We start from the raw sequence: 12814 nt of genomic DNA, 5'->3' as shown, positions 1-12814 counted from the left end.
GGGGAACTCGAACGGAGGCCTCGTGGCGCATTGATCCTCATCAAATTTTATCAAATGGGGGGCGACTGGCCCCATTCCGGTCGGGAAGCCCGGCTGGCGGGCGGGCGCCAGCGGCTTGGCGCGCCAGGTGGGCGCCGCCCGCGGTTGCGAGCGCGGGGTCGAGCGCCGGGCCGAGCGCCTCCCTCAGCGTTGTCCAGTGCAATTGCGCGTCGGCTGCGGCGCGCAGGACCTCGGGCAGCGCTGCGAGCACGACTGGCTGGCCGTTCGGGCCGCGCGCCGCGTGACCGTCGTGCACGAGCAGGATGTCGCGTGCGGCTAGCCCATGCAGCAGGCGCTGCGCGACCTTGCGGGCGTCGCGCTCGCGCGTGTCGAAGCCGCGCCGCGTCCAGCTCGCGAGCTGCAGGCCGAGCCCGCACAGCACCGGTTCGAGAAACGGATTACGCAGGCCCGCCGGAGCGCGGAAAAAGAGCGGGCGCATGCCGCTGATCTCGGTGAGTGTCTGCTGCGCGGCTTCGATCTCGCGCAGCAGCGCGCCGGGCCCGGAGAGCGAGAACGTGTGCCGGTGCCGCTGGCTATGGTTTTCGACGGCGTGGCCGCGCGCGACGATCGCCTCGATCCACCGCGGGTGCCGCCGCGCCAGATCGCCGATGCAGAAGAACGTCGCCCGCGCGCCGTATTGGTCGAGCAGGTCGAGCACGCGCGGCGTAACGTCGGGGTCGGGGCCGTCGTCGATGGTGAGCGCGATGCGGCGGTCCGCGCCGCCGTCCGCCTGGTCCAGCGCCAACTCGGGCGCCGTTGCGCGGATTTCGGGTAGCCGCGTCCAGTTGGGGCCGAGCAGCGCGCTCTTCGGCCAGAGTCCCGCCGCGGTCAGTGCGAGATGCGAGGCGATCACGCCCCCCGCCGCCCACGGCCACGTGGACGGCTGGGCGAGCAGCGCCGCCGCCGCACCTGCGTGCAGCGCCGCCGCGCCCGTGATCAGCGGCGCGGGTCGCCAGCGGCGCGCGGCGCCCGGCGTGGCGGCGCCTGGGTGCGATGCGAGCGGCGAGGGCGTGTTCATACGCTTCCTCCCGCGCGGTTTCGCGGCGCTGCATAGGAGGGACCTGCTCGCAATGCAAGTGGTGAGAGCAAGTTCATGCGCGTCCTCCTGCGCGGTTTGGCAGGGCTGAGCCAGAGGTGCCTGCCTGCGAGGCAAGCGGTTGCGGCGAATTCATGCGCGTCCTCCCTCGCGGCGGGGCAGCGCGGCGTCGGTGGCGCTCGCGTGCGCGGCGCGCGGGGCCTGCGGCGCGAGAATCGCGGCGAAGGCGAGGGCGAGCATGGCGCCCGGCCCGACCGTGAGGCCGAAGGTCTCGAGCAGCGGCACGTGCGAGAGCGCGAGCAGCCCGAAGCCTGCCACCGTTGCGAGATTGGCAACCAGCAGCGAAACCAGCGTCTGGGGCGTGATGCCCGGTGCCCCCGCTTTTTCGCTCATGCCGCCGCCCTCGGGCTTGCAGAAGAACAGCGCATAATTCGAGCCCACCGCCACGATCAGCAGCATCCCGACCAGGTGCAGGATCGTCATCGGCACGCCCGCGAGCGCGAAGCCCGCGGCCACCACGAGCACGGCGGCCACGAGCGGCGCGAGCGCGCGCGCCGCGCGCAGCGGCGAGCGCAGCGCGAGCGTCAGCAGCACGGCGATGGCCGCGAATCCCGCGAGCGAGAGCCGGATGTCCTCGTGGACGTAGTTCACATAGAGGCGGTCGGCCTCGGCCTTGAGGTCGACGAACAGCGCGCCGGGCACGCCCGCACGCGCGACGGCGGCGCTGATTGGCGTGGTGTCGAGGCTCCGGTCGCTGGCGCTTGTGCCGTTGAGCGCGGGGTTGGCCGCGTTGCTCGCTTGCGTGCTCGATCCGGCAGCGCCGCCGCCGGCAACGTGCGCCGCTTGCGTAGCCGCCGTGCCCGCATTCGAAGCCTGAGCCTGAGCCTGAGCCTGAGCCGGAGTCGGAGTCGGAGTCGGAGTCGGAGCCGGAGCCGGAGGCGCGCGCAGCGCGAGCATCGCGCTCCAGCGGCCGTCCCGCTCGGTCAGCAAGGCGTTGACGGCCAGTGCCATCGAGGTGCCGCGCAGGTCCGCGCGCGTGATCAAGGGCGCCTTGCGTGCCGCCTCGACGTCGGCGATGAACGGCGCGAACACGTCGGGCTTGATGTCGATGGGCTGGTCGGCCAGAGCGGCGTGCATGCGTGCGGAGAGCTCGGCGGCGTCGGGCAGGCTCGCGGCGCGCGCGCGTTGCGCGGCGTCGCTCGGCAGATAGCGCGCCGGGCTTTCGAAGCCCCCGAGCACGCCCTGGTCGACGAGTGGCTGCAGTTGCGCGCCGATCTTCTCGGCGCCTTCAAGCGCGGCCTGTTCGCTCGCCGCGGGAATCTCCACCAGATAGCGCACGTCGGGCGCGCCCACATCGGCGCGCAGCCGTGTGTCGAGCGCCTGGCTTGCCGCCGGCACCGGGCTCAGTGACGAAAGCTCGCGGCTCCACAGGTTGTCCCGGTGCAGCGCGAGGATCGCGACTGCGGCCAGTGCCAGCGCCGCGAGCGCCCAGCGCAGGCGCGGCGCGGTGTGTGCGGCGTTCGCGAGCCAGGCGCCGACGCGCGAGACGTCGCGGATCGCCACGGCGCCGCCTTGCAGGCGCGGCAGCACGAAGCGCGTGACGAGCGCCGCCGTCACGAGGCCCGCGATCGAGTAGGCGCCCAGCTGCACGAGGCCCGGAAAGCCCGAAAACAGCATCGAGGCGAACCCGCACACGGAGGTGAGCACGCCGAGGCGGATCGTCGGCCACCAGGCGGCAACCCAGGCGCGCAAGGTGTCGTGCGAGCGCGGGTCGGGGCGCACCGCGCCGGACTGCACGAACAGATAGATCGAGTAGTCGACGGCCTCGCCGATCAGCGTCGTACCGAAGCCGAGCGTGAGCCCCTGGACCGTGCCGAAGGCAAGACTCACTGCGGCGATGCCAGCGGCCACGCCCGAGAGCACGGGCACGAGGCCGAGCGCGAGCGTGCGCGGCGAGCGATAGAGCGTGAGCAGCAGCGCGACGATCAGGACGAGGCTCAAGACCGAGATGCGCTCGACGTCGTGGCGGATCGCGTCGCGCGTATCCACGGAGAACACGCCGGGGCCGGTCATCTCCAGCCGGTACGGCGAGGCCGCCGCGGCATTCGCAGGCGCATATGTGGCCGCGTCGAACGCGCGGCGCACGGCGTCGATGGCGCGCGCCTGGGCGTCGGTATCGGAGCCCGCGGCGCTGGTCTGCGCGACCAGCACGGCGCGCGTGCCGTCGCGCGAGGCCCACACGCCATCGAGGCTTTGCGGCTGGGCGGCGCTGTCGAACTCGCCTACGAGGGCGGCGACTTCGCCGGTCGGATCGTGAGGCAGCAAATCCTTGGCGACGAGGCCCGCCGACGAGCTCAGCAAGTCGAGGCTCTCGCCCAGCGCCTCATGGAGGCCCGCGGCCGTGAAGCGCTGCGGCGTGACCGCCGGGCTCAACGCATAGCGATGGGCGAACACGAACTGCTGGTCGCGCGCGTCGTTCACGGCTTCGCCGTTGTGGACCGCGGCGAACTGCGGGTCGGCGCGCAGCGTCGCCGCGACTTGCCGCGAGAGCTGCGCGCGCGTGGCCGGATCGCCGCCCTCGATGGCGACGAGAATCAGCCGCGAGACGAGGCCGTCGCGCAGCTGATCGACGAGCACGCGCTGACCTGCGCTCGGCGAGCGCGGCAGGAACGCGGAGAGGTCGGTGCTGAAATGGGCGCGCGCGATGGTTCCCGCGCACGCGAGCAGGAAGACGAGCCATACGAGCACGGCGCGGCGCTGCAAGGCCGCGCCGAGGGCGCTCAAGCCTCGGGCTTGCTGTGTGGGCCGGGTCGGGTTGTCCATGCGCGCTGCTACCCGCGAAGGTGACTCAGTCCGCCGCCGCAGCAGCGGCCAGCGGGCGCAGGCGCATCAGCGAATGGTCGCCGCCCGCCTGCTGGATCGCCACGCTGCGCAGCGCGTCGCCCGTGCCTTCGAGCGTGATCGTGCTCACCGCCTTGAGCATGCGCGAGTCGCGCGGCGTGAGCGTGAGCGTCCAGTTCTCGCCGCTGCCGGCGAGCGCGACCTGGTATGTTTGCTCGAGCGCGAGGCGGTTGCCCGTAAGCGTCGCGCGGATGCTCTCGATGAACGCGCCAAGCTCCGGATAGCGCGCGAGCGCGAGCGTGTACTTGTGGTTGTTGCGCTCGACGGTGAGCATGTCGCCGTCCACCACGAGGTGCTCGGGCTTGGGCTTGAGCGTGTTTTTCTCCAGATGATCGGGCGCGACGAACATCAGTTCGCCCGACGACTCGATGGGCTGCGAGGCGATGGCGAGGTACTTGGTTTCCGTGAACGCGGCGCGGCCCGACTTGTGCTGGGCGAGCGCGGCCATGAGGCGGTCGAGTGTCCAGCCAGGGGCGGCGGCCTCGTTGGCTTGTGCCGCAGCGGCGGGCGCAGGCGCGAGCGCGCACAAGGCAGTCGCGCCGAGCAGTGCCAGCGCGGCAGCCATGCCCGTTATTGCGCACGGCACACGCTGCGCACGGCGAAGGAAAGCGAAACGGCGAGTGGCGCTCATGCGTCGGAGGTCTCCCGGGCGGCAAGGCTCGCATGCGCCGCTTCGCTGCGGCGCGGCTCATCGCGGCGCGCTCGGGCAACTCCAGCGGTTTCGGCGCGGCTTGCCGCATAGGCGTTCCTGGCGACGCGCGCGGCAACGTCGGCGGGCTTCGGCGCGGGCATCGCGCCTGCCGCTTGCATCGTTTGTGGCGCTTTTGCCGCTGTTGCTGCTTGTGCCGTCTGTGCCGTCTGAGAGGTCCCGGTCGCGTGTTGAGCCGCTTGCGCGGTCTGCCAGAAGTCGAAGTAGTTGAACCAGTTGTACGGCGCTGCGCGGCAATGCCGGTCGAGTAGCGCGACGTACCGCACGAGCGCCGCGTCGATGGCGGCCTGGCGCGACTCGCGGGGCGTGTGCGTGAAGTCGGCGAGCATCTCGAAGTGCACGTCGTAGCGGTTGCCGCCGCGATACAGGCCCGTCATGAAGATCACGGGACGCTTGAGCATCGCGGCCATGTAGAGCGGCCCGAGCGGGAAGGCGGCGGGCTCGCCGAGAAAGGCCATGCGGCGCATCGAGCTGGCGGCGTCGGCAAGCAGCGTGCGGTCGGCGAGCATGCCCACCATGCAGTTCTCGTCGAGCCGCTCGTTCACGCGCAGCATTGAATCGATCTGCCCCAGCGCGATCACCTCGGGCTGCGCGGCCGGGTTCACGGCGGCGATCGTCGCGTTGATCTTGCGCGCGTTCTCGTCAAACATCGTGACGACCACGCGCATGTCGGGCCGCGTCCTGCCGAGCGCCCGCACCACTTCGAAGCTGCCCAGGTGGCCGCCCATCAGGAACGCGCCGCGTCCGCTCGCGAGCGCGGCGTCGACGAGCGTCTGCCCCTGCGGGCGGATGTCGAACAGGTCGAAGCGCTCGTTCATCAAATAGATGCGGTCGTGAATGGTGGTCGCGAAGGTGAACACGTGCCGGTAGACGTCGCTCCAGCACACCGGCCGGTCCAGCACGCGGCGCAGGTAGTCGCGCGAGGCGGCCCGCGCGCGCGGCGAGAACAGCACGTAGTAGAGGGCGATCAGATGCAGGAGGCCGCGCGCGGCCGGGCGGCCGAGGCGTAGCGAGAGCCAGGTCATGACGCGCAGCAGCAGCGCGCTGCCGCGCTCCTGACGCTGGGCCCAGTCGGTGCGCTTCGTCATGGTTGCGGCCCTTCCTGTGAGGGGGCGCGCGCGGCGGACGGCGCCCAGGGTTGAGGTTGTGGTGTGGTCGACAGCGTGCCGCTCGCGACGTCGCGCTCGCCCGCGCGCACGGTGAAGCGGATCGCGCCGCTGGCCGCCGCGTCGAACGCGAGATCGAGCGTCTCGCCGGGCTTGACCGGGCTCAGGAACTTCGCGGCGCTCAGACGCCAGGCCTGCAGCGGGCGGTTCAGCGCCGCGCCGATGGCGTCGATGGCGTGATCGAGCAGCACGACGCCGGGCACGACCGGGTGGCCCGGGAAGTGGCCCGGCAGCGCGGGGTGATCGGCGGGAACCGTGAAGGAGAGCGTGGACGCGCTGGCGCTTGGGGCGTGTGCCTGCTTCGCCGCGTTCGCCGCGTTCGCACCGTTCGCACCGTTCGCGTGCGCTGCCGCCCCGGCCGCGCTGTGCGTGTGCTGTGCAACCAGCGCAGCGAGCACGTCGTGCGGCAGCTTGCCGGTCTCGTTGCGCGGCAGCGATTCGACGAACACGAGCGGGCGCGGCATGAACGCGGCGTCGATGCGCTCGCGCAGCGCGCGCTGCAGGCCGGCGGCCGTGAGCGTGGGCGCGACCACGAGCGCGACGAGGCGCGTGACCGCGCCGCTGCCCGCGTTATCGGCGTTTGCGCCGGCCTGTGCGCCGCCGCTGGCGTGCGCGGCATCGCCTGGCATGAAGAACACGCCGTCGGCCACGCCCGGGATCGCATTGATCTGATGATTGAGGTACGAGAGCGAGGTCCGCTTGCCGGCGATGTTGATGAGATCCGCCTTGCGCCCGTGCAGCAGGAAGCGGTGCGCACCGAGCAGTTCGAGCGCATCGCCCATCGGCACCGGCTCTTCCACGTGGCCGCCCGAGACCCAGACCGTCGGGCCTTCGTCACGATCGTCGCCATTGCCATTGCTGGCGGCCGCACGCGCCTCCATGCGGATGTGCGGAAACAGCGCCCAGGTCGCGCCCTGCGCCGTGCGGCGCGTCGCGATCTGGCCGGTTTCGGTGCTGCCGTAAATTTCCACGAGCGGCGCGGCGAGGCGCGCCTCGGCCTCGCGCGCGAGCTTTTCCGCGAGCGGCGCGGTCGCGCAGAGCACGAGCGCCGTGCCCGGCAGTGCCGCTTCGGTCGCGAGCAGCGCGCGCAGGTGGATGGGCGAGGTCACGAGCACACGCGGTTGCGGCACGGCTTCCAGTTCGGCGCGGATGTCGACCGGATAGAACGGCTGGCGGTTGCTGAACGCGAGGCCGCCGATCAGCGCGAGCAACACCGTCGATTCGAAGCCGTACATGTGCTGCGCGGGCACCGTGCCGATCAGCGTGTGCGTGTTGAAGGGCGCATCGGCACTGGCTTCGGCGCGGGTTTCTGCGCGCGTCTCATTGCGGGTCTCATCGCGGGCCTGGGCTGACGCATCGATCAGCCCGAGGCGCTCCGCCGCCGCGCGCACGTTGGCCACGAGGAAGCCCCAGGTCTTGCGATGCGGCACCGGCGCGCCGGTCGAGCCCGACGTGAAGACGTAGGCCATGATGCGCGCGGCGTCGATCTGCGGCACCTCGAAGGGCGTGTCGCCCGTGTTGTCCGTCTCGTGGGGCAAGGCGGGCGGCGTGGCCTCTGGATAGCGAAAGCGCGGCAGGTCGATCGTGCAGTCGGCCGTGTCGTGCAGGCAGAACGCGTCCGGCGCGAACGAGGCAAGCTGGCGGACCATCTCCGGCGTATGCGTGGACGGCAGCAGGCTAATGCGGCCCGCGACGAGCGCCGCGCACAGGCTCACGGCAAAGCGGTAGCGATCGCGGCAGACGTTGAACACGTGGCCGCCCGGCGGCAGCGCGGCCGCCACGCGCGCGACGTCGGCGAGGAACGCATGCACCGTGACCGGCGAGCCGTCGCGCCAGGCGATGACCTGGCGGGGCGAAGCGTGAAAGACCAGCGGATGAGTCGGCATAACTTCAGTTGATTCGGAAACAGGGGCCGGCGATGCAGCGCGCCACCGGCCGTTTATTCATGGCATGGGGTTGGCCGCCCGGCTCGCAGCCCGGCTTACGCTTGGGCCGGCCGGCACCGGCACCGGCACCGCACGGCCCGCGCGGTCTGGACGGCTCACAGAGTCCTTGCGGCTGGCGTGGGCCGCACAATCCGCCTGGCCCGCGTGGCCTTGCGCCGACGACTGCCGGAATGCGCGTATCGCGTCGAGCATGCCGGAGCGCCGCTCGCGGGGCAGCGCAAGGCGGCGGCACGCATGCTCGGCGACGAACATCGCGCCCACCAGCGGCAGCGCCAGATAGTTGGCGAAGGTCGCCCACGCGACGATCGGCACGGCGGCGAACATCAGCGTCGAAACTGTGGCGATGGCGACGAAGAACACCGTCCACGCCACGGTAATCTGCCGCGTGTAGCGCGCGACGGCCGGCGTCAGCGAGCCGTGGATCATCGACGCGAACTGCGAGCAGAGCGGCACGCGTCCACGCGCGAGCGTGCGGCCGAATAGCAGCGCCATCCCGAGGTTGAAGCTCACGTGCTCGAGGTACAGGCCCCATTCGAAATGAACAGCAAGCGGCGTGCGCGCAGCCCAGAGCGCGGCGGCCGCGAGCGCCCAGAGCGGCAGCAGCCAGCCCCGGTGCGCCGAACGGGCTGCCGCGGCCAGCGCGATCGCCACCGGCGGCACCAGCGCCATGGCCAGCCCGAGGCCGTGTTCGCCGGGCGTGGCCACCGCGTGATGGGCCAGCAGCTGGTACGCGACCACCGCCACGACCGCGAGCGCTGCACGCGCGAAGCCGGCGAGCGTGCTCATCGTGCTTCTCCGGGCCGGCGCCGCGCGCCTTCAGACGTCCCCGCGCCACGCGCGCCGCGAGCACCCTGAGTGCCCTGTGCGCCTTGGGCACCGCGTGCGCCGGCTCTGCCGCGCGCGGCGAGGCGGGCCGGCAAGTGTACCCGAGCGCGGTCGGGCGCGAGGCGAAGGTGAATGGGCGGGCAGGGCACGGCTTGTTTGGCTCCGTTGGCTTGGGTGGGTTTCAAACGGCTTTCATATGGCGGCGACTGTTTGGCGGGCACCCCTGGCACCTCGCCGTAGGGCATATGTCACATGAATAGCGGGCCGCGCAATTGCGGCAGCCATATTTTAAGATGGCGACGGAGCAGCGCCGGTATGGCGCGCCGCCGGTTTGTAACCGTTTGTATGCCACCGCGCGGCGCGGCGCGGGTATCCGAAACAATTGCGCCCAACGCCGTGCAAGCGTCTCGCGCGTTCGCGTCCCAAAATTGGGGCGCCGCGTGCCCGACCCCTTGTAACCTTTCGGCGGCGCGCACCGTATACGCACCGATACCCATCGTCTAGAATCCGCGTAACTTTTATTAAACGAACCCCAAAATCAGGCAGGCGGGGCAGCGGGCAGGCGCCGGGAGGGACGGCGGGGAGCACGTGCGATACGTGCGCCATGTCTCCGGTTGCGCGCCGCGCTCGCGCCGCCTCCAACGCACGCATGATGAACGCACTGGAAAACGAGCTTGCCGCGCTGATCGTCGGCGAACTGAACCTTGAAGACGTCTCGCTCGACGACGTCAGCGCCGAGACCCCGCTCTATGGCGAGGGCTTCGGGCTCGACTCCATCGATATTCTGGAGATCGCGCTCCTGATCTCGAAGAAGTACGGCTTCGAGCTGCGCTCCGACAATCCGGATAACGAAAAGATCTTCGCGACGCTGGGCGCGCTGGCTGCCTACGTAGAGGCGCATCGCGTTCGCTGAGGGCGCGCGCGGTGTGGGATGCGTTTGAGTGACTTGAGCTACGTGAGCGACTTGAGCTACGTGGTGCGGCGGCACGTGCAGGATTGCGGCGCTGCTGTCCTGACCGTCCTGATAAAGGGGAAGCGCGAATGAAAGGAGAAAGCCGATGCGCGCGCTCGTGACAGGTGGCAGCGGCGCGCTCGGGCAAGCCATCTGCATGGCGCTGGCGCAGGCGGGCCACGAAGTGTGGGTGCACGCGAACCGCCATCTCGGCGCGGCCGAGGACGTCGTGCGGCGCATCAGCGATGCGGGGGGCGCCGCGCAGGCGATCGCCTTCGACGTGACCGATGCCGATGCCGCGCAGGCCGCGCTCGAAGGCCTGATCGAAGACGCGCCGGTGCAGATCCTCGTGAACAACGCCGGCATTCACGACGATGCGCCGCTCGCGGGCATGACGCGCGAGCAATGGCGCCGCGTGATCGACGTCTCGCTCAACGGCTTTTTCAACGTCACGCAGCCGCTCTTGTTGCCGATGATCCGCACGCGCCATGGACGCATCGTCAATATCGCCTCGCTCGCGGGCGTCATGGGCAATCGCGGGCAGGTCAACTATTCGGCCGCGAAGGCCGGCTTGATCGGCGCGACCAAGGCGCTCTCGCTGGAGGTCGCCTCGCGCGGCATCACGGTGAACGCAATCGCGCCTGGCGTCATTGCATCGGCCATGGCCGAGCGCGCGTTTCCCGCCGAGCGCATCAAGCAGCTCGTGCCCGCGCAGCGCGCCGGGCAGCCGGAAGAAGTGGCCGGCATGGTCGCGTATCTCGTGTCCGATGCGGCCGCGTACGTGACCGGGCAAGTTCTGTCGATCAACGGCGGGCTCGCGTAGCCGCGAGCGCGTATTTTGTCCGTTGACGATTTCCTGAGGAATTTCGAGTGTCTGTGCAAACTGTCGACGCCGGCGGGCGTTCGCAATCGATGACGTCTGCGCCTGTGGCGCCGCATGGCCCCGCGCTGCAAAGCGCGTTGCGGCTCGTGCAGGTCGATCATGCGCGCCTTGCCGCTTTGCTGGGCGGCGCGTCCGGTGCCGGCGGGGAAAGCGGCGCCGCAGCTTTCGAGCGCGCGTTTCCGGGCGCGATCGGTGCAGCGTGTATTGGCGCGGCCGGCATTGGCGCCGCCTGCGTTGGTGCGGCCTGCACTGGCGCGGCGGCGCACGGGCCGCTGCTGGCCGACGCCGTGCCCGACTTGCCGCTCGCGCCGGTGCACATGAAGCGTCTCGTGCCGCAGCACTCAGCCGGTGCGCCACAGGCCACTCCTGGCGCTGGCCACGACGCATCCTGTTACGAAATCTGGCAATGCGCAGCGGACGATTTGCGCAGCGTGCGGCGCGGCGCGCTGCACTACCGCTATAGCGAGGCGGCGGGGCTCGTGTTCGGCAGCATCGTGCTGAACGAAGCCGATTTCGCGGCCCAGCCCGCGACACACGCGCAAGCACCGCTCGAACGCGCGACCGACGCGGCCTATCGCATGCTGTTCGATCTGCTCGACGGGCTGGACATGCCGCATCCGCTGCGCATCTGGAACACCGTGCCCGCGATCAACCTCGAGCAGCATGGCGCAGAGCGTTATCGTCAGTTCAATGCGGGACGCCAGCGTGCTTTCGAAGCGTGCCGCCGCACGCTCACGGGCAGCGTGCCGGCGGCATGTGCGCTTGGCTCGGTCGGCCCGCTTTCGGCGCAGGGCGTGCCGGGCGAGCCGCTCGCGGTGTATTTTCTCGCGAGCCGCACGAGCGCCGACGCCATCGAGAACCCGCGCCAGGTGAGCGCGTTCCATTACCCGGCGCAATACGGCGCGCGTGCTCCGACGTTCGCGCGCGCGGCCGCCTGGTCAGGCGCCGCCGGGGCATGCACCGCGCCGGTGCTGTTCATTTCGGGCACGGCGAGCATCGTCGGGCACCGCACCGTGCACCACGGCGACGTGCTGGCGCAAACGCGCGAGACGCTCGCGAACCTCGCGGCCGTGCTGGACCAGGCCGCGCGGCAAGGCCATGGGCCGTTCGCGCTGGCGGATCTCACGTTCAAGGTCTACGTGCGCGACGGCGCCGATGCGGCCATGCTCGCTGCGATCGACAGCCAGCTGCGCGAGGCCGCGGGTCCGCACGTGCGAGCGCTCTATCTGCATGCGGACGTGTGCCGCTCGGACCTGCTGATCGAGATCGAGGCGAGCGCGGGTCACGCCGTGGCGAGCCTCGCCTGATACGCGGGGCACCATAGAGATGCGTTGCATTGCCATGGCCACGCGCGCACGATGTCGAAGAGACATGTGCAGGGTCGTCGGCGAGTCATAAAATCTTGTCAGTATTCCGTTCCATGCAATCGGCCGCTTCCATGCCTACTCCTCCCGCTTCGACCACGCACCTCGTCCTGATCCCGAGCTACAACCCGGGCCTCAAGGTCGACGAGACCGTGCGCGCCGCGCGTGCGCAGTGGAACCCCGTCTGGGTGGTCGTGGACGGCAGCACGGACGGCAGCGTCGAGCGCCTGCAGGCGATGGCGACCAACGATCCGGGGCTGCATGTGATCGTGCTGCCGACCAACCGCGGCAAGGGCGGCGCGGTGCTCGCCGGCATCGAGGCCGCGGCGGCGAGTGGCTTCACGCATGTGCTCACGATGGACTCCGACGGTCAGCATCCCGCCGACCTGATTCCGCGCTTCATGGCCGCTTCGCAGGCGGCCCCCGATGCGATGGTGCTGGGCATGCCGAAATTCGACGCGAGCGCGCCGCAGCTTCGCGTGCAGGGGCGGCGCCTTTCGAACCTGTTTGCGGACATCGAGACGCTGTGGGCCGGCATTGGCGATTCGCTCTATGGCTTTCGCGTCTACCCGATCGAGCCGCTCAGGACGATCATGCGGCGCCAACCCTGGATGCGCCGTTTCGACTTCGACCCCGAGGCGGCCGTGCGCCTGTGCTGGGCCGGCGTGCGGCCGATCCAGATCGAGGCGCCGGTGCGCTATTTCCGGGCGCACGAGGGTGGCGTTTCGCATTTCAACTACGCGCGCGACAACCTGCTGCTTTCGTGGATGCATCTGCGGCTCGTGGCCGGTTTCGGCGTGAGATTGCCGTTGCTTGCCGCGAGGCGTGTGTTGGGGCGCGAGACGGTGTAAGGCCGATCTCCCAGGTGTTTCGCCTGGACGCACGTGAATGTATTTCGTTAGCGGAAATGTTTGTACATTGCCGCCCTGGTTGTGCAATGTCTATTGCGCTTGTGCTGTGAATTGAAATCGAATTCATCTAAAGATCGCTGAT

At 70.2% G+C, this 12814-nt stretch carries 8 protein-coding genes and 2 pseudogenes; 4 read left to right on the top strand and 6 right to left on the bottom strand.

The window, feature by feature from the left end:
• Positions 1-40: 40 nt before the first annotated feature.
• The 6 genes and pseudogenes from EYW47_RS28690 to EYW47_RS28665 all read right to left on the bottom strand — a co-directional run.
• The gene (locus EYW47_RS28690; protein ID WP_133198227.1) at positions 41-1057 is read right to left on the bottom strand and encodes a polysaccharide deacetylase family protein; all 1017 of its coding nucleotides are present in this window, start codon (positions 1055-1057) and stop codon (positions 41-43) included.
• A 150-nt stretch (positions 1058-1207) separates the two neighbouring features.
• Complete coding sequence (locus tag EYW47_RS28685; RefSeq protein ID WP_133198226.1) at positions 1208-3898, bottom strand: MMPL family transporter; 2691 nt, start codon at positions 3896-3898, stop codon at positions 1208-1210.
• 25 nt (positions 3899-3923) lie between these two features.
• A complete protein-coding gene (locus EYW47_RS28680; protein ID WP_133198225.1) occupies positions 3924-4607 on the bottom strand; it encodes an outer membrane lipoprotein carrier protein LolA in 684 nt (227 codons plus the stop codon).
• 251 nt (positions 4608-4858) lie between these two features.
• Positions 4859-5773 (bottom strand): annotated as a pseudogene (locus EYW47_RS28675) (LpxL/LpxP family acyltransferase); the annotation flags it as partial.
• Positions 5770-7737: an ApeI family dehydratase gene (locus EYW47_RS42100; RefSeq protein ID WP_133198223.1), complete on the bottom strand. Its 1968-nt coding sequence runs from the start codon at positions 7735-7737 to the stop codon at positions 5770-5772. The gene EYW47_RS42100 and the pseudogene EYW47_RS28675, both read right to left, overlap by 4 nt.
• 195 nt (positions 7738-7932) lie before the next feature.
• A pseudogene (locus EYW47_RS28665) lies at positions 7933-8583 on the bottom strand (COG4648 family protein); the annotation flags it as partial.
• A gap of 691 nt (positions 8584-9274) precedes the next feature.
• Between EYW47_RS28665 and EYW47_RS28660 the strand changes: the two are divergent.
• The 4 genes from EYW47_RS28660 to EYW47_RS28645 all read left to right on the top strand — a co-directional run bounded on the left by EYW47_RS28660 (position 9275) and on the right by EYW47_RS28645 (position 12672).
• A complete protein-coding gene (locus EYW47_RS28660; RefSeq protein WP_240763963.1) occupies positions 9275-9535 on the top strand; it encodes a phosphopantetheine-binding protein in 261 nt (86 codons plus the stop codon).
• Positions 9536-9680: 145 nt separating this feature from the next.
• A complete protein-coding gene (gene fabG, locus EYW47_RS28655; protein WP_133198221.1) occupies positions 9681-10397 on the top strand; it encodes a 3-oxoacyl-ACP reductase FabG in 717 nt (238 codons plus the stop codon).
• Between the two features lie 47 nt (positions 10398-10444).
• Positions 10445-11764, top strand: a complete 1320-nt coding sequence (locus tag EYW47_RS28650; protein ID WP_133198220.1) for a chorismate transformation FkbO/Hyg5 family protein — start codon at positions 10445-10447, stop codon at positions 11762-11764.
• Between the two features lie 131 nt (positions 11765-11895).
• Positions 11896-12672, top strand: coding sequence for a glycosyltransferase family 2 protein (locus tag EYW47_RS28645; RefSeq protein WP_338117847.1), 777 nt, complete (start codon positions 11896-11898; stop codon positions 12670-12672).
• The last annotated feature ends 142 nt before the right edge of the window (positions 12673-12814 follow it).

This window comes from Paraburkholderia silviterrae (assembly GCF_004353915.1).
Lineage (GTDB): Bacteria > Pseudomonadota > Gammaproteobacteria > Burkholderiales > Burkholderiaceae > Paraburkholderia > Paraburkholderia silviterrae.
This window is presented reverse-complemented; position numbering and strand designations above follow the sequence as displayed.